This window comes from Microbacterium sp. TPU 3598 (assembly GCF_002356155.1).
In the GTDB taxonomy this organism is placed as follows: Bacteria; Actinomycetota; Actinomycetes; order Actinomycetales; family Microbacteriaceae; genus Microbacterium; species Microbacterium maritypicum_A.
In genome coordinates, this window is the sequence record NZ_AP017975.1 from 2,305,854 (window position 1) to 2,326,393 (window position 20,540).

Here is a 20,540-nt window from a genome sequence, read left to right on the forward strand (position 1 = left end):
GAGGCGGACAGTGGGGCGATGTTCTACAACTGGGAGGGTCGTCCATTATGCCGACGATTGTACCGAAGACGACGGGGAGTGCGCTCGCGGTCACCAGCTGACCGGCAGCGCCTTGCCCTCTTCGTAGCCGGCCGCCGACTGCAGGCCCACCACAGCGCGCTCATGGAACTCCGGTACAGACGAGGAGCCGGCGTAGGTGAAGGATGAGCGGACACCGGAGGTGATCATGTCGAGAAGGTCTTCGATCCCGGGACGGAGCGGGTCGAGATAGATCTTCGATGAGGAGATGCCCTCGGCGAAGAGCTCCTTGCGAGCACGCTCGTAGGCGTCGAGGCGACCGAAGCGCGCCTGGACGGCCTTGGTCGACGCCATGCCCCAGGACTCCTTGAACAGACGGCCATCGGCATCGCGCTGCAACTCCCCCGGCGCCTCGATGGTGCCGGCGAACCAGGATCCCACCATGACGGAGGCCGCGCCGGCGGCGAGGGCCAGAGCGACATCGCGCGGATAGCGCACGCCACCGTCGGCCCAGACGTGCGCACCGAGCTCGCGTGCCGCCTGCGCGGTCTCGAGCACGGCGGAGAATTGCGGGCGGCCGACCGCGGTCATCATGCGGGTGGTGCACATGGCGCCGGGGCCGACGCCGACTTTGAGGATCGAGGCCCCCGCGTCGACCAGATCGGCCACGCCGTCGGCGGTGACGATGTTGCCTGCGACGACGGGGAGGCCGAGGTCGAGCTCGGCGACCGCGCGCAGAGCCCGCAGCATCCCCTCCTGGTGGCCGTGGGCGGTGTCGACGACCAGAACGTCGACGCCTGCCGCTGCGAGTGCCTTGGCCTTGGCCGCGACGTCGCCGTTGATCCCGACGGCCGCGGCGACCGCGAGGCGCCCATCGGAATCGACCGCAGGGCGGTAGAGCGTCGAGCGCAGCGCACTCCGGGCGCTCAGCGTTCCGACGAGGTGTCCGTGGTGCACGACGGTCACCATCTCGACGCCTGCGTCGGTGATCACGTCAAACGCGTGCCGCTCCGAGCCGATGTCGTCCGCGTCGATCGCCGGCGTGCCGTGGTGCACGAGATCGCCGAGCTGCGCATCGGGGAGCGCCGTGGCCAGGCGGGTCGCCGGGAGGATCCCGAGGATGTGCTCGACGCCGATCGGCGCCGTGCCGCGGGCGACGACGATCCCGTGACCGCTGGTCGCCGGGAGCAGACGGAGCGCATCGGCCGCCGATGCTTCGGGAGGCAGCACGATGGGCGTGTCCCAGAGCACGGGCTGCGACTTCACCTCGCGGATCGCCGCATCGAGATCCTGCAGCGGCAGGTCCTGGGGCAGCACGCCGAGCGCGCCACGCCGCGCGAGCACGGCTGCGATGCGCGGACCGGTCACGGAGTTCATGTTCGCGGCGACGAGTGGCAGGGTCGCCGGGGTGCCGTCCTGCGGGGCGAGATCGACCTGGAGACGGCTGGTGACCGCGGATCTGCGCGGTACCAGGAAGACGTCGGAGTAGGTCAGATCGACGGTCGGCTGCTCTCCAGAGAACTTCATGCTTCCACGGTACCCAGATCGCGACGCGGTGGGCGCTCAGCTTCGACGATTCCCATAGCGAAACACGTTAGGCTTGTTGGTCGAGAGTGTGCGGGCCCGAACGCATCCTGCGTCGACGTCCGCACCAGAGAGCTTCAGCGATGAAAGAGGGCGATCGAGAGTGTCGAACCAGGTGACCGGCGTCAACGGCGACGGGGGGTTCGGAGCCAATTCCTGGCTCGTTGAAGAGCTCTACGAGCAGTTCAAGGTGAACCGCGACTCCGTCGACAAGGAGTGGTGGCCCATCCTGGAGAAGTACCACTCCGAGACGGCTTCCGCAGCTCCCACGGCAACACCCGATGCGCCGGCGGCGGCTCATCCCGTCACCGCACCGATCCCGGTGATCGGTTCGCAGCCGGTGGCGCGCACGACGGCCAAGCCCGCCGCTGCCGCGCCGATCCCCGCCCAGGCCCCGAAGCCGGCGAAATCCGAGTCGAAGGACGCTCCGGCACCCGCCGAAGAGGACAAGGTCACGCCGCTGCGCGGTCTGCCCAAGACCCTCGCCGCGAACATGGACGAGTCGCTCACCGTCCCGACCGCCACCAGCGTTCGCACCGTGCCGGCCAAGCTGATGATCGACAACCGCATCGTCATCAACAACCACATGGCACGCACCCGCGGCGGCAAGGTGAGCTTCACCCACCTCATCGGTTGGGCGCTCATCCGGACACTCGACGAGTTCCGCAGCCAGAACGTGTTCTACGCGGAGGTCGACGGAAAGCCCTCCGTGGTCGCGCCGGCGCACGTCAACCTCGGCATCGCGATCGACCTGCCCAAGCCCGACGGCACACGCGCCCTCATGGTGCCCAGCATCAAGCGCGCCGACACCCTCACCTTCACCGAGTACCTCTCCGCCTACGAGGACCTGGTCACCCGCGCCCGCGGCAACAAGCTGACGGCCGGCGACTTCCAGGGCACCACGGTGTCGCTGACGAACCCGGGTGGCATCGGAACCGTGCACTCGGTGCCGCGTCTGATGAAGGGCCAGGGCTGCATCATCGGCGCCGGCGCCCTCGAGTACCCCGCCGAGTTCCAGGGCGCGAGCGAGAAGACGCTCAACGAGCTGGCGATCGGCAAGACGATCACGCTCACGAGCACCTACGACCACCGCGTCATCCAGGGCGCCGGCTCCGGCGAGTTCCTGAAGAAGGTGCACGAGCTGCTCATCGGCCAGCGCGGCTTCTACGACGACATCTTCGCGGCCCTGCGCATCCCGTACGCGCCGATCCGCTGGAACCCCGACATCGCCGTCGACCTCGCCGAGCGCGTCGACAAGCAGTCCCGTGTGCAGGAGCTCATCAACTCGTTCCGTGTGCGCGGACACCTGATGGCCGACATCGACCCGCTCGAGTACGTGCAGCGTTCGCACCCCGACCTCGAGATCGAGAGCCACGGCCTCACCTTCTGGGACCTGGACCGCGAGTTCGTCACCGGCGGGTTCGGCGGTCGGCGCATCGCGAAGCTCCGCGACATCCTCGGGGTGCTCCGCGACTCGTACTGCCGCACGCTCGGTATCGAGTACATGCACATCCAGGACCCGGAGCAGCGTCGCTGGTTCCAGGAGAAGGTGGAGGTCAAGTACCAGAAGCCCGGCCATGACGAGCAGCTGCGGGTTCTCCGCAAGCTCAACGAGGCCGAGGCCTTCGAGACCTTCCTGCAGACCAAGTTCGTCGGTCAGAAGCGCTTCTCGCTCGAGGGCGGCGAATCGCTCATCCCGCTGCTTGACGAGATCCTTCAGGGCGCCGCGACCGCCGGCCTCGAGGGCGCCGCGATCGGCATGGCGCACCGCGGCCGTCTGAACGTGCTCACCAACATCGCCGGCAAGACCTACGGCCAGGTGTTCCGTGAGTTCGAGGGCACGCAGACCCCGGGCAACCAGCGCGGTTCCGGCGACGTCAAGTACCACCTCGGCACCGAGGGCACCTTCGTCGCCGACGACGACTCCGAGCTTCCGGTCTACCTGGCCGCCAATCCCTCGCACCTCGAGACCGTCGATGGCGTGCTGGAAGGCATCGTCCGCGCCAAACAGGACCGCAAGCCGATCGGCACCTTCGCCTGGCTGCCGATCCTCGTGCACGGCGACGCGGCCTTCGCCGGTCAGGGTGTCGTGGTCGAGACGCTGCAGATGTCGCAGCTGCGCGGCTACCGCACCGGTGGCACGATCCACGTGGTCGTGAACAACCAGGTCGGATTCACCACGACGCCGAACGACGGCCGCACGTCGATCTACTCGACCGACGTCGCCAAGACGATCCAGGCGCCGGTGTTCCACGTGAACGGCGACGACCCCGAGGCCGTCATCCACGTCGCGCAGCTCGCGTTCGAGTACCGCGAGCGCTTCCACCGTGACGTCGTGATCGACCTCGTCTGCTACCGCCGACGTGGTCACAACGAGGGCGACGACCCCTCGATGACGCAGCCGTTGATGACCGACCTCATCCAGGCGAAGCGTTCCGTCCGCCGCCTGTACACCGAGTCGCTCGTCGGCCGTGGTGACATCACCGAGCAGGAGTACGACGAGGCCAAGGCCGATTTCCAGAACCGCCTGGAGATCGCGTTCGCCGAGACGCACGCCGCCGAGACCGGCGCTCTGCCGATCGCTCCGGAGCAGGCCCCCGTCGACGACCAGGTCGGTGCCCCCGAGATCACCGGTGTGCCGAGCGAGGTCATCCAGATGATCGGCGACGCCTTCGTGAACAAGCCCGAGGGCTTCACGGTGCACCCGAAGATCCAGCAGCTGCTGGACAAGCGCCTCGACATGAGCCGAAACGGCAATATCGATTGGGGCTTCGGCGAACTGCTCGCATTCGGTTCGCTGCTGGTGGAGGGAACGCCCGTCCGGCTCGCCGGCCAGGACGCTCGCCGCGGCACGTTCGTGCAGCGGCACGCGACCCTGCACGACCGTGCGAACGGCCAGGAATGGCTGCCGCTGTCGAACCTCTCCGACGCTCAGGGGCGCTTCTTCGTCTACGACTCGCTGCTCAGCGAGTACGCCGCCCTCGGCTTCGAGTACGGCTATTCGGTGGAGGCTCCCGAGGCGCTCGTGCTCTGGGAGGCCCAGTTCGGCGACTTCGTCAACGGTGCCCAGTCGGTCATCGACGAGTACATCTCGGCCGCCGAGCAGAAGTGGGGACAGCAGTCCAGCGTGACCCTGCTCCTCCCCCACGGCTACGAAGGCCAGGGGCCGGACCACTCGTCGGCACGCATCGAGCGCTTCCTGCAGATGTGCGCGCAGGACAACATGATCGTGTCGCGTCCGTCGACCCCCGCGTCGTACTTCCACCTGCTGCGCCGCCAGGCCTACGCCCGACCGCGCAAGCCGCTCATCGTCTTCACACCGAAGGCGATGCTGCGTCTGCGCGGCGCGACGAGCCCGGTCGAGGCGTTCACGCAGGGTCGTTTCGAGCCGGTCATCGATGACGACCGCGGGCTCGACCGCACCGCCGTCAAGCGGGTGCTCGTGCACTCGGGCAAGGTGCACTGGGATCTGCGTGCCGAGCTCGAGAAGAACCCGAACCCCGAGGTCGCCCTCGTCCGGCTCGAGCAGCTGTACCCGACGCCGATCGACGAGCTCAAGGCCATCACCGACTCCTACCCGAACGCAGAACTGGTGTGGGTGCAGGAAGAACCGGAGAACCAGGGCGCCTGGCCGTTCCTGGCGCTCGCCTTCGCCGACGTTCCCGGAGACCGCTCGTTCCGCCCGGTGTCGCGCCCGGCCTCGGCATCGCCGGCGACCGGATCCTCGAAGGTCCACGCGGCTGAGCAGGCCGCGCTGATCCGCGCGGCGGTCACCCTCGGCTGATCGTCAGACGAGAAGGGGCGCCGCGACTTCGGTCGTGGCGCCCCTTTCGTTTCCCCTCCGGAATCAGTACCAGATGTCGAGCGACGGTGCCGGGAAGGCGACGAGCGCCCGATCGAGCGCCTCGACCGCCTCGGATTCGGCGGAGATCCGTCCGGCACCGTGCAGTGTGGATGCACGGACACCTCCGGCGTAGAGCGCGGAGAGCGTCGAGACGTCGAGTGTGACGTCGACCGCGGAGCCTCCCGCGGCCGCGTCCACCGTCGCGACCCCGGCGTCATCGACGCGCAGACGCCAGTCGCCGCTCGCGAAGCCCAGAGAGTCCTCCACGCGAAGGACCGTGTCGATCGGTGCGGAATAGCGGCGCGCGGTCAGGGCGGTCGGCAGATCCAGGATGCGCAGCCACCCGTGATCGTGCACCTCCTGCTTCACCCCGCGGGTGTCGTGGACCAGCCACGGCAGCGGGTCGTCGATCGGGCGGAGGTCGGCGACCACCTCGTCGACGAGATCGTGCTGCAGCGCGAAACGCCACAGCGCGGTGCGCGCATCGTCGGTCTCGGCGACCAGCAGGCGCACGTCCATCCGGAAGCGGAAGGTTCCGCCGGCCTCCCCCACCGTGTACGCCATCACACCGCGCAGCGCACCCTGCTCGTCGAGGTAGCGCACCCCGCGCGCCTGGTCGCGATCCGGGGTGGGCGCGACGCCCGCGTACCCCTCCCATCGACCCTGCCAGCCGGGGATCTGGCCCGACGCCCGGCCCCGGGCGCGCTCGTGCACCGTGCCGAGATCGGCGGCGAGGGTCTCGCCATCGATGTACTCGAGCCGGCCGGCCGGCGTCGGACCGCTCCAGCCTGCGCGTCGGGTGTCGACCGTGTGACGCGCGACCGGGATCGCCGATCCGAACCCGTACCGACCGTAGATCGTCGCCTCGGACACGGTGAGCCCCGCGATCGGCACCCCTGCGGATGCTGCCGCGCGCAGTTCGCCCTCGAGCAGTGCCCGGGCGATCCCGCGACGCCGGTGCGTCGCCGAGACCGTGACCACGCTGATGGCCCACATGGGGATCTCGCCGCCGGGGATGGTGAGCGGAGTCACCCAGCTGTTGATCGTCGCCACCGGCAGAGCGGTCGCCGGCGGTGTCTTCTCGAAGACACCGATGTTCCGTCGCTCGGCGAACGTCTTCCGCACCTGAGCCCGCATCTCGGCGTTCGGGTCGGACCCGAGGAACCCTCGGTCGACAGCGCGGGCGAAGGCGGAAGCGCTCGCCTCGTCGCTCAGATCGACGACTCGGTACTCGAGCCCGGATCCGGCCAGTCTTTCCGTCGAGGTGTTGTCAGCGGGAACGTCGCGCGCATCGATGGAGGTCATCCATCCACACTAGCGACGGCCTCCGACGCGTGTGTCAGTGCTGTGTCGCCTGAACGGCCCGCAGACGCGCGAACACCTGGTCGCGCAGCTCCTCCGGAGCCGTCTCCTTGCAGGCACGGGCGATCACATCGGTGAGGGTGGTGGCGACGAGCGCCTCGTCCCGGCACGACGGGCAGTTCTCGAGATGCTCGCGGATCTCGGTGTGCTCGGTCTTGCACACCTCGTTGCGGAGGTACTCCTCCAGATCCTGACGGGCTTTGTCGCAGCCGCAGTCGCTCATTTCTTGCTCCTCGTCTCAGCCGCGGCGATGCCCCGCTCAGCGGCGTAATCTGCCAACAGCTCCCGCAGCATCCGCCTGCCACGGTGCAGACGGCTCATGACGGTGCCGATGGGGGTCTTCATGATGTCGGCGATCTCCTGGTACGCGAAGCCCTCGACGTCGGCGAGATACACCGCCAGCCGGAAATCCTCCGGAACGGCCTGCAGCGCGTCCTTGACGACCGACGCGGGCATCCGGTCGATGGCTTCGGCTTCGGCCGACCGGCTGTGCGACGCCGTGGTCGACTCTGCTCCGCCGAGCTGCCAGTCCTCGAGCTCGTCGATCGTTCCCTGGAACGGCTCCCGCTGGCGCTTGCGGTAGATGTTGATGTAGGTGTTCGTGAGAATCCGGTACAACCACGCCTTGAGGTTCGTGCCCTGCGAGAACGTCGCCCAGGACCCGTAGGCCTTGACGAAGGTCTCCTGCACGAGGTCGGCGGCGTCGGCCGGGTTGCGCGTCATGCGCATCGCCGCGGCGTAGAGCTGATCCATGAAAGGGATCGCCTGCTCCTCGAACTCGCGCCGAGGGTCGCTGACGGTGTCTGCGGTTGCGGTGTCATCCATCATCGGCCAGTCTAGGCCGCTGAGGTCGAACACCTCGCGCTCCAACGTCGCCGGCATACTCTCTCCTTCGCGTCGGGATGCCTGTCTTTCGCGACGAAGCTCCCTGTGTTTACTAAGGTGAGAACCGATGAGCGCCAACAGGTATTCCCCTTCCCGTGTGCAGGGCGCCTATGCCGCGCCCACGACCGACGTGCCGGTGCACGCCGAGCTCACGATCCCCGGTTCCAAATCGCTGACGAACCGCGAGCTGATGATTGCCGCGATCGCCGACGGTCCCGGCCGCCTGATCTCGCCGCTGCACTCCGACGACTCCGCGCGCATGGTCGACGCTCTCCGCGCTCTCGGGGTCGGTATCGAGGAGGTGGACGCCGGACACGAGTTCGGACCCGATCTGGTCGTCACCCCTGCGAAGCTCCGTGGCGGCACCACGATCGATTGCGGGCAGGCCGGAACCGTGATGCGATTCATCGCCCCGCTCGCCGGACTCGCGGAACATGACGTGCATCTCACCGCCCATGAGACCGCCCTCCACCGTCCGATGGGCGGCCTGATCAGCGCGCTGCGCGATCTCGGCGTCGACATCGACGACGAGGGCACCTGGGCCCTCCCCTTCACGATCCGCGGTCACGGTCGGATCCGCGGTGGACGGGTCGAGATCGACGCCTCGGCATCCAGCCAGTTCGTCTCCGGGCTTCTGCTCGCCGCTCCTCGGTTCGACGTCGGCCTGCACCTCGTCCACACCGGCGAGCACCTGCCGAGCCTCCCGCACATCGACATGACGATCGAGGCCCTCAGCCGACGCGGCATTCGCATCGAGCGCCCCGCTGTCGGCGAATGGCTGGTCGAAGCGGGCGTGCCGCGCGCCAAGGAGATCGCGATCGAACCCGATCTCTCCAACGCCGCACCGTTCCTCGCCGCGGCACTCGTCACCGGCGGATCGGTGTCGATCACGGGCTGGCCTGCCCACTCCACCCAGCCCGGTGCGCTGCTGCCCGAGATCCTCCAGGCCATGGGAGCGCACGTCGGCCGTCACGGCGGCACGCTCACCGTGCGCGCCGGCTCCGGAATCCGCGGCCTCGATCTCGACCTCTCCGCGGCCAGCGAATTGACGCCGACCCTGGTCGGCCTCGCCGCCTTCGCGGAGTCTCCGACCACGATCCGCGGCATCGGGCACATCCGTCTGCACGAGACCGACCGGATCGCCGCACTGATCGGCAACCTCCGAAAGCTCGGCGGCGAAGCCGAAGAACTTCCCGACGGCCTCCGCATCATCCCCCGCCCACTGCAGGGCGGCGGATGGGCCGCACATCACGATCACCGGATGGCCACCACCGGAGCGCTCATCGGCCTGCGCATCCCCGCCGTCGAGATCGACGACATCGGTACGACCGCCAAGACCCTCCCGGAGTTCACGATGCTCTGGGAGCGGATGCTGCGGGGCTGAGGATGAGCTGGCTCGACGACGCCGACGACCTCGAAGACGACTTCGAGGACTTCGACGAGAGCAGCATCCGGACGCGCCCCAACCCGAAGGCGAACCGCCCGCGCACCAAACGTCGCCCAGCGCACGAGGATGCGCAGGTGGGTCGAGTGCTCGGCGTCGACCGCGGCAGGTACTCCGTCCTCCTCGGCGAGGACACCCCCGAGGAGCGCATGATCACCACCACGCGCGCCAGGGAGCTGCGACGTATGCCGATCGTCACCGGCGATCAGGCACGGGTCGTCGGCGACACATCGGGAGACGAAGGCACCCTCGCCCGCATCGTCGGCATCATCGACCGCACCTCGTTGCTGCGACGCAGTGCCGACGACACCGACCAGGTGGAGCGCGTGATCGTCGCCAACGCCGATCAGATGCTCGTCGTGGTCGCGGCTGCCGACCCCGAGCCCCGCGCCCGACTCGTCGACCGCTATCTCGTGGCCGCGCTGGATGCCGGCATCCGCCCACTCCTCGTCGTCACCAAGACCGACATCGCGGATCCCACCGAGTTCCTCACACACTTCGACGGGCTCGACCTGCGGGTGTTCACCAGTGCGCAGGATCAGATGCCCGTTGACGAGATCGGCGAATCCCTCGTCGGACACTCCACCGTCTTCGTCGGCCACTCCGGAGTGGGCAAGTCCACGCTCGTCAACGCGCTCGTCCCGACGGCGCTGCGCGCCACCGGCCACGTGAATCAGGTCACCGGACGCGGGCGGCACACCTCGTCGTCGACGGTGTCGCTGCGCTACGAAGGCCCCCGCGGGACCGGCTGGGTCATCGACACCCCCGGCGTGCGCTCGTTCGGTCTCGGACACGTCGATCCCGCGAACATCCTTGCGGCGTTCACCGAGCTCGCCGCGATCGCCGAGAACTGCCCTCGCGGCTGCACCCACCTCGCCGACGCCCCCGACTGTGCCCTCATCGAGGCCGCGGAGAGCGGCGAACTGGGCGAGACCGGTCGAGCGCGGCTCGACTCCCTGCAGCGGCTCCTGCAGACCTTCGCGGACAAGGCGGAGCAGGCGCCCGGCCGTTAGGCTGGACACGTGACTCAGCGCCTCGAACCCGGAACCGCCGCCCCCGACTTCTCCCTCCTCGACCAGGACGGGAACACCGTCCGTCTGGACGACCTGCGCGGCCAGAAGACCGTGCTGTACTTCTATCCGGCGGCGATGACCCCCGGATGCACCACCGAGGCCTGCGACTTCCGCGACAGCATCTCCTCGCTCCAGGGCGCCGGCTATCGGGTGATCGGCATCTCGCGCGACGAACCCGCCACGCTGACGAAGTTCCGCGAGCGCGACGGGCTGACCTTCCCGCTCCTGAGCGATCCCGACCACGCGGTGCACACGGCGTACGGCGCGTGGGGCGAGAAGATGAATTACGGCAAGCGCATCGAGGGCGTTATCCGCTCGACCTTCGTGCTCGACGAAGAGGGCAAGATCGCTCTCGCGCAGTACAACGTCAAGGCCACCGGCCACGTCGCACGACTGCGCAAGCAGCTCGGCATCGACGCCTGAGCCGCGACTTTCGATCCGAGGCCGATGGGCCCCGCGGCCCGCACGGCGCTGAGGTCACTCGGCAGCGCGCTGCGGGCCTTCCAGACGCGCGCTCGAGATCAGCAGGACGAATCCGACCAGCCCGGGAAGCCCGACACCGAGGGTGAATGTCCACGCGATCGGCTGCAGCGTGAGAGACGCCAGCGCGAGAGCCACGGCGAGCACCTGGAAGACCACTCCCCCGGACCGCGCCCACGACTTGCCCACGCGTGTGCCGACGGCGAACGCGACGAGGGCTGCGGCACCGATCAGCGTGAGCACGATGAGTGCCAGCGCCGTCGGCAGCGAGGCCGCGTCGCCCGCACCGAGGCCGGCGAGCTCGATCACGGCGAAGACCAGGAGAGCCACCGCCTCGAGGGCGAGGACCGCCGCAGCTGCGAGGGCGATTCCGGGTGCGCGCACGGTGTCTCCCAAGGATCGAAAGAGGAGAAAACCCTTGATTTCACGGTTTTCATGTAACAGAATAGAGAAAGTCATGTGCTCCCACAGCGGCGTGGGGCGAGCGTTCACGCTCGCATCACAATTCGCGGGCATTCCGTCCGCATCTCAACAGGGTAGCGGAACCCGAACTACTACCCGAATCCGAGAGGTCGCATCGCGACATCTCTTGAAATCCACACCGAGGAGCCCCCATGGACTGGCGCGATAAGGCCGCCTGCCTGACTGTCGACCCCGAGCTTTTCTTCCCCGTGGGGAACACCGGCCCGGCCGTCGATCAGATCGAGAAGGCGAAGACTGTGTGCGCCACCTGCACCGTCACCGAGATCTGCCTGCAGTACGCCCTGGAGACCAGCCAGGACTCGGGCGTGTGGGGCGGTCTCTCCGAAGACGAGCGCCGCGCTCTGAAGCGTCGCGCCGCCCGCGCCCGCCGCGCCTCCTGATCGTCCGGAAGCGGCCTGAGATCGACTCTCAGGCCGCTTCCGTCTGTTCGGGAGCGGCCGTGCTCACCTCTCGAGCCAGCGCAGCGGGATGTCGATGACCACCTCGGTGCCTTCTCCGTCGCTCCCGTGCCATTCGATCGTTCCACCGAGTTCGCCCTGGATGAGGGTGCGGATGATCTGAGTGCCGAGCCCCTGGCCGATCCGCCCCTCCGGCAGGCCGAGTCCGGTGTCCCGCACCGTCACGCGGAGATTCTCCTCGGTGCGCTTGGCGTCGATCGTCACGACGCCCTCCTGCCCGGCGAGACCATGCTCCACCGCGTTGGTCACGACCTCCGTCAGCGCGAGCGCGAGCGGAGTCGCGTACTCGCTCGGCAGCACACCGAAGCGTCCGGTCGACTGCGTGCGTGCGCGCGTGTTGGGCGCGGAGGCGACCTCGGCGACGAGCTTGAGCACGCGGTGGAAGACCTCATCGAAATCGACCTTCTGCGTGAGGCCCTGAGCGAGCGTGTCATGCACGACGGCGATGGCATCCACGCGGCGCATGGCCTGCGTGAGCGCGTCCCGCGCCTCGTCGGAATGCGTGCGACGTGCCTGGATCCGCAGCAGGGAGGCCACCGTCTGCAGATTGTTCTTCACCCGGTGGTGGATCTCCCGGATCGTCGCATCCTTGGTGATGAGCTCCTGCTCCTGATGACGCAGCTCCGACACATCGCGACAGAGGACGATCGCCCCGATCCGGGTGCCGTGGTCCTTCAGCGGAATGGCGCGCAGCGACACCGTCACCCCGCGGGCCTCGATATCGGTGCGCCACGGCGCGCGTCCGGTGACGACGACGGGCAAAGACTCGTCTACCTGTCGGGAAGGCGGCACCAGCCGAGTGGTGACCTCGGCGAGCGACTCCCCCTCGAGCTCGTCGTCGAAACCCATCCGGTTGAAGGCGGAGAGCGCATTCGGGCTGGCGAATGTGGTGATCCCGTCGACGTCGATGCGGATGAGTCCGTCGGAGGCTCGCGGGGCGCCGCGACGCGGTGACGTCGGTGCGGTGAGGTCGGGGAAGCTTCCGTCGGCGATCATGCGGAAAAGATCGTTCGCGCACTCGTCGAAGGTGATCTGCTGACGGGAGGGCGTGCGCACCTCGCCGAGGTTGGTGTGCCGGGTGACCACTCCGATCACGGTGGACTGGGCGTCGGCGCCGCGGCGGACGCTCACGATCGGCACGGCTCGCACTCTGGTGGGCGTCTCTTCGAACCAGTCAGGCGAAGAGGAATCGACGATCTCGGCGGACTCGAAGGCGCCCTGGACCTGCGTGCGCCACTGCGGCCGCACCCGTTCACCGACGATGTCGCGATAGAAGAGGGTCGCGGCGCCGCTCGGTCGCGCGTGTGCGACCGCGATGAAGGAGCCGTCGTCGGTCTGGATCCAGATCACGATGTCGGCGGAGGCCAGGTCCGCGAGGAGCTGTCCGTCGCCGGCGAGACGATGGAGCCATTCGACATCGCTGTCGTTCAGGAGTCCCTGGGCATGGGCGAGATCGCTGAGGGTTGACACCTGACCAGCCTACGGTCACATGCCTCAGAGAATCGCCAGCGAAGTCGCGCGCCAGCGACGATCCGTCCCTTCCAGGCGCACGGCGACCGCCCGGGTTCGACCGGGACCCGCGACCACCACCACGGCTTCGATGACACCGTCGAGGGGCTCGGTGACTCGTAGCGCGCGGATCTCGAAGGTCGGACGTGCAGGAGGCACTCCGCGTGCACTGCGTGCTCGCGCGGAGAGGTTCGATCGGGTGACCAGGCTACGGAACGCCTCTTCGCTGAACCATCGGGCGAGCTGATCGACTTCTCTGACACCCGCGAGGACCTCGAGCACGCCGTGCGTGAGGCTGCGCAGAAGCGGCACAGGGTCTGGCAGCTCGATGGTCGGTGTCGGCTGGGGTGCGAAGTACTCGTGCGGCATCATGTCGAACTCTCGATCGGGGAGGTCTGCGAGTGAGCAAGTACAGCACCGCGATGCCCGGACGAGGGCGGAAAAGGTGGAGGAATGTGGATAACTCGTACAGCCGGGGAATGGTGTCGCCTACGCTCTGTCGAATGCACTGGGACCGACTGTTCGAAGACCTCGAAGGCCAGCTGGCATCGGAATGGGAGGCCGAGCGCGCGGTGCTGGATGCCGAGTCGGAACGGCTTCGCATCGCGCGATTGGATCTGCGCTCTCGGTTGCGCGCGCTGTGCCGCACCGGTGCGGACGCCACGATCGACCTCACGAACGGGAGACGGATTCCGGTCTCGCTGCAGTGCCTCGGTGCGGATTGGGTCGCGGTTTCCACGCGCGGCACTGGCGCGGCACACGGCGACTCCACCGCCCTCTTCCTTCCGCTCGCGGCCGTCAGCGGTGTCGCGACGGATCACGGCATGCTCCTGGCGAGTCTCGACGCACCGCCTTCTGCTGACATACCGCTACGGGAGCGGATGACTCTCGGTTTCGTGCTGCGTGACCTCGCGCGGCGACGCGTCCCGGTGCACATCAGCACACGGGTGGGCGACGACGTCCATGGCACGATCGACCGCGCCGCTGCCGATCACCTCGATCTGGCCGTGCACGACGCGGGCCAGGCTCGGCTCGCCGGGGCCGTGCACGGGTTCCGCATCATCCCGTTTTCAGCGCTGGTCGCGGTACGCGCCCCCGGCGATCAGTTGCGATGAGCCGATGATGTGCCCCAGACCTCGGGGAAGCTCGCGGTCTGGGACTGATGCCACAGCGCCATCCGTCGGGAGTTCTCGGACTCCTCGGCCAGATACCCCTCGAGACTGGTCTCCTCCACCCGCCACCGAGGCGGCGATCCGAGTTGTGCGCCCCGAAGTCGTCCCTCATGCACGAGCGCGATGACCTCATCCACCTCGATGCTCAGCAGCTCGGCCACCTGTGCCGGCGCGAGATAACGCGAGGCGCGAACAGGAGAGGCGGACATGTCCTCATTCTCTCCCGCGGAGAGCCAGAATTCCGGTCCGATCGCCTCCTGTGGATAACTCACGGACCATCGACGCCGTTTCTGTGACGATATCGCCATGGCATCCCTCCCTCCTCCTCGGCGTGCGTTCTGGGGCGACGTCCGCTTCCTCGTGGGCATCGCACTGGTAGCGCTCTCCATCGCAGGCGTCTGGCTGATCGTGTCGGCATCAGACCATGCAGTACCGGCCCTCCAGGCCACGCGGACGATCGCGCAGGGAGAGGAGCTGACCTCCTCGGACTTCCAGGTCGTCGACGTCGGTCTGGGCTCGTTGGCCGACGACTATCTCGGGCCCGAAGACGTCCGTCCTGGCAGCGTGGCGGCGCGCACTCTGCAGAGCGGCGAGCTCGTTCCGACGTCAGCCCTGACCGACGCCGACAGCAGCCGTTCCACGACCGTCGTGATCCAGAGCAGCACCGGGATCCCGGAAGGAGTCGAGGCGGGCACGGTTGTGGAGATCTGGCAGGCGCCGCCCCTCGACGAGGGCAGGTCCTACGATGTCCCGCGCATCCTCGTCGCCGACGTGATCGTGCACGACGTGCTCGACCAGGAGGGCGTGCTCGCCGATACCGGAAGCCAGCTCGAAGTCGTGATCGACCGCGCCGATGTGGCCGACGTGCTCGCCGCGATCACCGGTGGGGCCGCCCTCTCGGTCGTGCCGGTCGGGTCCGGATCGTGACGGCTGTCGTCGTGGCGGTTCCCGAGCCCCGCGCGAGCGTGCTGGCCGCGGAACTCGGGCTGGAAGGCATCGAGGTGGTCTCGATCGTCGCGCCCGGCCCGGGTGTCGAGATCCCTCCCGGCACCGAAGCCGTCATCGTCCCCGCCACGCGTGAGGTGCTGACCCCAGAACTGATCTCCACGTGCGATCGAGCCGGCGTGCGCATCCTGGCTCTCGGCGGAGCGGACAGCCGCTTGCTGGGCCGTCTCGGACTGTCCGCGGCCCTGCGCGCCGACGCCGCGGGATGGGAGGTCGCAGCGACGTTGGCGACAGAGGCGGATGCGGCGCCGCGGCCGCCGTCCATCCTCCCCCACCGCGTCATCGCCGTCTGGGGTCCGCATGGCGCCCCGGGGCGATCCACGCTGGCTATCCAGCTGGCGGCCGAGCTCGCCCGCACCGGACGCCGGACCGCTCTGGTCGACGCCGATACCGTCGCTCCGGCTCTCGCTCTCCTGCTCGGCCTCGGCGACGACTCACCGGGTGTGGCCGCCGCGTGCCGGCGGGCGGAGCGCGGGGCTCTCGACTCCGCCGAACTGACCAGACTCGCCACCACGGTCTCCACGGGCGGAGGGGACATCGAGGTGCTGCCCGGCATCAACCGTCCCAGCCGTTGGCCGGAGCTCTCTGCAACGCGCCTCAGAGCGACGTTCGCCGCCTGCCGCGAGTGGATCGAGGACACCGTCGTCGATATGTCCGACGCCTTCGATGCCGACGACGAGGTCACGCACGATCTCGCGGGGCCGCGTCGTCACGCGGCGACCTCGGCGACATTGGAAGAGGCTGATCTGATCATCGCGGTCGCCTCGGCCGATCCGCTCGGAATCAGCAGATTCGTGCGCGACCATGCCGAGCTGCGACGCATCGCCGCACGCACTCCCGTGGTCGTCGTGGTCAATCGGGTGCGATCGGGGCCCCTCGGGATCGATGCGCGAGGGCAGGTGCGGCGCACGCTCGAGAGGTTCGCGGGCATCACCGACGTCGTCTTCCTGCCGTTCGACCAGCGCGCGGCCGACGCGGCGCTGCTGCATGCGCGCCCCATGACCGATGTGGCTCCCCGCTCGCCCTTCGCTGCCGCCGTGAGACGACTGGCGACGACGCTCTGTCCCGCCGAGGCGGAGACCGCTACTGCCGGTAGCTCGAGAGGAAGTTCCCCAGTCGTTCGACGGCTTCGCTCAGCACTCGGGGTTCGGGGAGCGTGACGAGCCGGAGGTGGTCCGGGGTCGCCCAGTTGAAGCCGGTGCCCTGAACGAGCAGGATGTGCTCCGAGACCAGCAGGTCGTACACCAGCCGTGCGTCATCCCGGATCTCGTGCACATTCGGGTCGAGCCGCGGGAATGCATACAGGGCCCCCTGCGGCTTGACGCAGGAGACGCCGGGGATCGACTCGAGCCCCTCCCACGCGATGTCGCGCTGCTCGTGCAGGCGACCGTTCGGAGCGATCAGCGCCTCGATCGACTGCACTCCGGAGAGCGCCGCCTGCACGGCATGCTGTGCCGGGACGTTCGGGCAGAGTCGCGTGGACGCCAAGAGCGTGATGCCCTCCAGGAAGCCCTTGGCGTGGTCCTGTGGTCCCGTAATGACCATCCATCCCGACCGGTATCCCGCCACCCGATACGTCTTGGACAGGCCGTTGAAGGTCAGGCACAGCAGATCGGGAGCAAGGGTCGCTGTCGGGATATGCACCGCGCCGTCGAACAGGATGCGGTCATAGATCTCGTCCGACAGCAGCAGCAGCTGGTGCTCGCGGGCGATCTGCACCAGCCCCTCGAGGATCTGACGGGAGTACACGACGCCCGTGGGGTTGTTCGGGTTGATGATGACGAGCGCCTTGGTGCGTGGTGTGATCTTCGAGCGGATGTCCTCGAGGTCCGGCTGCCACTCGTCATCCTCGTCGCAGAGGTAGTGCACGGGCGTCCCGCCGGCGAGGCTGGTCATCGCCGTCCAGAGCGGGTAGTCCGGCGCCGGAATGAGCACTTCGTCGCCCTCATCCAGCAGCGCCTGCATGGTCATCGTGATGAGCTCGGAGACACCGTTGCCGAGATACACGTCATCGGGGTCGAATCGAGGGAAGCCCTCGATCTCCTCATAGCGGCTCACGACAGCACGCCGGGCGGAGATGATGCCCTTGCTGTCGCTGTAGCCGTGCGCCGTCGGCAGCGCCGCGAGCATGTCGCGCACGATCTGGTGCGGAGCGTCGAAACCGAAGATCGCCGGATTGCCCGTGTTCAGCTTGAGGATCTTGTGTCCCTCGGCTTCCAACCGCGCCGCCTCGACGAGGGCGTTTCCGCGAATCTCGTACAGGACGTTCTTGAGCTTCGACGACTGGTCGAAGTTGCGCGTTGGGGTCATCGGCCAAGCCTACAGCGACGAAAGGAGGGCCAATCCACGCGGACTGGCCCTCCCTGCGCTGAGGCTACTTCTTCTTCTTGCCCTGGGCGCGTCGCTGCTCGCGGTTCCCGGCAGCGGGCGCCTCTGCATCGGTGCGCTGACCGAAAGCCCCGCGCGGCGCTTCCTCCGGCTCGGTCTGCGGAGCCTGCGCGCGAGCCGCCGCCTGGCGTACGCGATCGGTGGCCGCCTGCTGGACCTGACCGCGGTCGTTGCGCACCTCGACCTCTCCCGCATCGTTCGCGGCGGAGTACTCGAGTCGCTGCTCGCCGCCGTCCGTGGCGAGGCCCTTCGCCTCGACCTCTGCGGTCTGCGAGTCACCGGCACGGCGCACCTCGACCTCGAGGTTGTAGAGGTAGCCGACCGACTCCTCCTTGATCTGCCCCATCATCGACTGGAACATCGCGTAGCCCTCGCGCTGGTACTCGATGAGCGGGTCGCGCTGAGCCATCGCACGCAGGCCGATGCCGTCCTTGAGGTAGTCCATCTCGTAGAGGTGGTCGCGCCAGCGGCGGTCGAGCACCTGGAGCACGACACGACGCTCGAGTTCACGTGTGGCGGCTTCGCCGAGCGACTCCTCGCGCGCCTCATACGCGATCTTGGCGTCGGAGAGCAGCTCACGGGTGAGCCCATCGGCATCGATTCCGCCCTTGCGGTCGGCGGCCTCGGCCACCACCTCATCGATCGTCACGCCGACGGGGTAAAGGGTCTTGAGCTCGGTCCAGAGAGCATCGAAGTCCCAGCTCTCGTTGTGACCTTCCCCGGTGTGATCCTTCACGACGCCACTGATGGCGTCCTCGATGAAGTGCTGCACCCGGTCGGCGATGTCATCGCCCTGGAGGATGTGTCGGCGGTCGGCGTAGATGGCCTCGCGCTGGCGGTTCAGGACGTCGTCGTACTTGAGGACGTTCTTGCGCATCTCCGCGTTGCGGGATTCGACCTGCGACTGCGCGCTGCGGATCGCACGGGACACGAGCCCCGACTCGATCGGCACGTCGTCCGGGAAGTTCGTGCGGGCGAGGATCGCCTCGGCCGCCCCCGACTGGAACAGACGCATCAGGTCGTCGGTGAGGCTCAGGTAGAAGCGGCTCTCACCGGGGTCGCCCTGACGTCCGGAACGGCCACGGAGCTGGTTGTCGATGCGGCGGGACTCGTGACGCTCGGTGCCGAGCACGTAGAGGCCGCCGGCCTCGATGACCTTCTCGGCCTCCTCCGCGACGACGGCCTTCATCGCCTCGTAGGTCTCATCCCACGCGACCTCGTACTCCTCGGGCGTCTCCACGGGGTCGAGGCCCTTGCCCTTGAGCTCCTGGACGGCGAGGAACTCGGCGTTACCACCGAGCATGATGTCGGTTCCTCGTCCGGCCATGTTCGTGGCGACGGTGACGGCTCCCAGGCGACCGGCCCGAGCGACGATCTCGGCCTCGCGTGCGTGGTTCTTCGCGTTGAGGACCTCGTGCTTGACGCCCTTCTTCGCGAGCAGGCGCGACAGGTATTCGCTCTTCTCGACGCTCACCGTTCCCACCAGCACCGGCTGACCGGATGCGTGACGCTCGGCGATGTCCTCGACGACCTGTGCGAACTTCGCCGTCTCGTTCTTGTAGACGAGGTCGGACTGGTCCTTGCGGATCATCGGACGGTTCGTCGGGATCGGGATGACACCGAGCTTGTACGTGGACATGAACTCGGCGGCCTCGGTCTCGGCCGTACCGGTCATGCCGGCGAGCTTGTCGTACAGGCGGAAGTAGTTCTGCAGGGTGACGGTGGCGAGAGTCTGGTTCTCGGCCTTGACCGGCACGCCCTCCTTGGCCTCGATGGCCTGGTGGATGCCCTCGTTGTAGCGACGACCGACCAGGATTCGGCCGGTGTGCTCGTCGACGATCATGACCTCGTCGTTCATGACGACGTAGTCGGTGTCCTTCTTGAACAGGGCCAGCGCCTTGATCGAGTTGTTGAGGAAGGAGATCAGCGGGGTGTTCGCGGACTCGTAGAGGTTGTCGATGCCGAGGTAGTCCTCGACCTTCTCGATACCGGGCTCGAGCACGCCGACGGTTCGCTTCTTCTCGTCGACCTCGTAGTCCTCGCCGACTTCGAGCGTGCGGGCGATCTTCGCGAACTCGGCGAACCAGCGGTTGGCCTCGCCCGACGACGGACCCGAGATGATGAGCGGCGTGCGCGCCTCGTCGATGAGGATCGAGTCGACCTCGTCGACGATGGCGAAGAAGTGCTCGCGCTGCACGAGGTCTTCCTTGCGCCACGCCATGTTGTCGCGCAGGTAGTCGAAGCCGAACTCGTTGTTCGTGCCGTAGGTGATGTCAGCGGCGTACTGCTCGCGGCGCACCGCGGGAGTCTGACCGGAGACGATGATGCCGGTGGTCATCCCGAGCGCGCGGAACACGCGTCCCATGAGCTCGGCCTGATAGCTGGCGAGGAAGTCGTTGACCGTGATGACGTGGACGCCCTTGCCGGCGATCGCGTTCAGGTAGGCCGGGAGCGTGGCGACCAGCGTCTTGCCCTCACCGGTCTTCATCTCGGCGATGTTGCCGAGATGGAGGGCGGCGCCGCCCATGATCTGCACGTCGTACGCGCGCATTCCGAGCGTGCGCTTGGCGGCCTCGCGCACCGCGGCGAACGCCTCGGGCATCAGCTGGTCGAGCGTCTCGCCCTTCTCGAAGCGAGCACGCAGCTCCGTGGTCTCGTTGCGCAGCTCGTCGTCGGTGAGCTTGGAGATGTCCTCTTCCAGCGCCCCCACTGCCTTGACGACCTGATTCAGGCGGCGGATGACCCGCCCTTCGCCCGCACGCAGCAGCTTCTCAAGAGGATTGGCCACGGATGTCATCTCCCTGTCAGTGGGTAAATCGCCGGTCATCGGTGAAC

Annotated in this window: 18 protein-coding genes; 8 read left to right on the forward strand and 10 right to left on the reverse strand. The window is 67.9% G+C overall.

All coding sequences use genetic code 11. From position 1 onward, the window contains the following. Positions 1-90 precede the first annotated feature (90 nt). Positions 91-1,545, reverse strand: a complete 1,455-nt coding sequence (locus MST3598_RS10985; protein ID WP_029258233.1) for a GuaB1 family IMP dehydrogenase-related protein — start codon at positions 1,543-1,545, stop codon at positions 91-93. A gap of 160 nt (positions 1,546-1,705) precedes the next feature. On the opposite strand from MST3598_RS10985, the gene MST3598_RS10990 reads away from it, so the two are divergent. After that, on the forward strand, positions 1,706-5,386 hold the full coding sequence (locus tag MST3598_RS10990; protein WP_029258234.1) for a multifunctional oxoglutarate decarboxylase/oxoglutarate dehydrogenase thiamine pyrophosphate-binding subunit/dihydrolipoyllysine-residue succinyltransferase subunit: 3,681 nt from the start codon (positions 1,706-1,708) through the stop codon (positions 5,384-5,386). 63 nt (positions 5,387-5,449) lie between these two features. Here the strand turns inward: MST3598_RS10990 and MST3598_RS10995 are convergent, their stop codons facing one another. Genes MST3598_RS10995 through MST3598_RS11005 form a run of 3 tightly spaced genes read right to left on the reverse strand, consistent with a single transcriptional unit; the run spans position 5,450 to position 7,690 of the window. Then, positions 5,450-6,751: a GNAT family N-acetyltransferase gene (locus MST3598_RS10995; RefSeq protein WP_029258235.1), complete on the reverse strand. Its 1,302-nt coding sequence runs from the start codon at positions 6,749-6,751 to the stop codon at positions 5,450-5,452. A gap of 34 nt (positions 6,752-6,785) precedes the next feature. Then, positions 6,786-7,031 carry a zf-HC2 domain-containing protein gene (locus tag MST3598_RS11000; RefSeq protein ID WP_021199864.1) on the reverse strand — a complete coding sequence of 82 codons (246 nt, stop codon included), beginning with the start codon at positions 7,029-7,031 and terminating at the stop codon, positions 6,786-6,788. Then, entirely contained in the window at positions 7,028-7,690 is a 663-nt protein-coding gene (locus MST3598_RS11005; protein WP_021199863.1) for a sigma-70 family RNA polymerase sigma factor, read from the reverse strand. The genes MST3598_RS11000 and MST3598_RS11005 overlap by 4 nt, the downstream gene beginning before the upstream one ends. 70 nt (positions 7,691-7,760) lie before the next feature. Between MST3598_RS11005 and aroA the strand changes: the two genes are divergently transcribed. Genes aroA through bcp form a run of 3 tightly spaced genes read left to right on the forward strand, consistent with a single transcriptional unit; the run spans position 7,761 to position 10,633 of the window. Further along, positions 7,761-9,077: a 3-phosphoshikimate 1-carboxyvinyltransferase gene (gene aroA, locus MST3598_RS11010; protein WP_029258236.1), complete on the forward strand. Its 1,317-nt coding sequence runs from the start codon at positions 7,761-7,763 to the stop codon at positions 9,075-9,077. Between the two features lie 2 nt (positions 9,078-9,079). Continuing rightward, complete coding sequence (gene rsgA, locus MST3598_RS11015) at positions 9,080-10,150, forward strand: ribosome small subunit-dependent GTPase A (protein ID WP_029258237.1); 1,071 nt, start codon at positions 9,080-9,082, stop codon at positions 10,148-10,150. Between the two features lie 9 nt (positions 10,151-10,159). Further along, positions 10,160-10,633, forward strand: a complete 474-nt coding sequence (bcp, locus tag MST3598_RS11020; RefSeq protein ID WP_021199860.1) for a thioredoxin-dependent thiol peroxidase — start codon at positions 10,160-10,162, stop codon at positions 10,631-10,633. Positions 10,634-10,687: 54 nt separating this feature from the next. Here bcp and MST3598_RS11025 read toward each other — a convergent pair whose 3' ends face one another. Further along, on the reverse strand, positions 10,688-11,074 hold the full coding sequence (locus tag MST3598_RS11025) for a hypothetical protein (protein WP_029258238.1): 387 nt from the start codon (positions 11,072-11,074) through the stop codon (positions 10,688-10,690). Between the two features lie 230 nt (positions 11,075-11,304). On the opposite strand from MST3598_RS11025, the gene MST3598_RS11030 reads away from it, so the two are divergent. Then, positions 11,305-11,553, forward strand: coding sequence for a WhiB family transcriptional regulator (locus MST3598_RS11030; RefSeq protein ID WP_017203224.1), 249 nt, complete (start codon positions 11,305-11,307; stop codon positions 11,551-11,553). Between the two features lie 63 nt (positions 11,554-11,616). On the opposite strand, the gene MST3598_RS11035 is transcribed toward MST3598_RS11030, so the two are convergent. Both MST3598_RS11035 and MST3598_RS11040 read right to left on the reverse strand, forming a co-directional pair. Beyond that, complete coding sequence (locus MST3598_RS11035) at positions 11,617-13,101, reverse strand: sensor histidine kinase (RefSeq protein ID WP_029266826.1); 1,485 nt, start codon at positions 13,099-13,101, stop codon at positions 11,617-11,619. Between the two features lie 24 nt (positions 13,102-13,125). Further along, positions 13,126-13,512, reverse strand: a complete 387-nt coding sequence (locus MST3598_RS11040; protein WP_029258240.1) for an Rv3235 family protein — start codon at positions 13,510-13,512, stop codon at positions 13,126-13,128. Between the two features lie 131 nt (positions 13,513-13,643). Here MST3598_RS11040 and MST3598_RS11045 point away from each other — a divergent pair, with 131 nt between their 5' ends. After that, the gene (locus MST3598_RS11045; protein WP_029258241.1) at positions 13,644-14,255 is read left to right on the forward strand and encodes a hypothetical protein; all 612 of its coding nucleotides are present in this window, start codon (positions 13,644-13,646) and stop codon (positions 14,253-14,255) included. Here MST3598_RS11045 and MST3598_RS11050 read toward each other — a convergent pair. Continuing rightward, positions 14,243-14,521 (reverse strand): helix-turn-helix domain-containing protein, encoded by a 279-nt coding sequence (locus MST3598_RS11050; protein WP_029258242.1) that lies wholly within the window; start codon positions 14,519-14,521, stop codon positions 14,243-14,245. The two genes, MST3598_RS11045 and MST3598_RS11050, sit on opposite strands and share 13 nt — an antisense overlap. 97 nt (positions 14,522-14,618) lie before the next feature. Between MST3598_RS11050 and MST3598_RS11055 the strand changes: the two genes are divergently transcribed. Next, the gene (locus tag MST3598_RS11055; RefSeq protein WP_029258243.1) at positions 14,619-15,239 is read left to right on the forward strand and encodes an SAF domain-containing protein; all 621 of its coding nucleotides are present in this window, start codon (positions 14,619-14,621) and stop codon (positions 15,237-15,239) included. Further along, positions 15,236-16,477 (forward strand): AAA family ATPase, encoded by a 1,242-nt coding sequence (locus tag MST3598_RS11060; protein ID WP_051670917.1) that lies wholly within the window; start codon positions 15,236-15,238, stop codon positions 16,475-16,477. The genes MST3598_RS11055 and MST3598_RS11060 overlap by 4 nt, the downstream gene beginning before the upstream one ends. Here MST3598_RS11060 and MST3598_RS11065 read toward each other — a convergent pair. Then, positions 16,401-17,627: a pyridoxal phosphate-dependent aminotransferase gene (locus MST3598_RS11065; protein WP_029258245.1), complete on the reverse strand. Its 1,227-nt coding sequence runs from the start codon at positions 17,625-17,627 to the stop codon at positions 16,401-16,403. The two genes, MST3598_RS11060 and MST3598_RS11065, sit on opposite strands and share 77 nt — an antisense overlap. A 64-nt stretch (positions 17,628-17,691) precedes the next feature. Then, complete coding sequence (gene secA, locus MST3598_RS11070) at positions 17,692-20,493, reverse strand: preprotein translocase subunit SecA (protein WP_029258246.1); 2,802 nt, start codon at positions 20,491-20,493, stop codon at positions 17,692-17,694. Between the last annotated feature and the right edge of the window lie 47 nt (positions 20,494-20,540).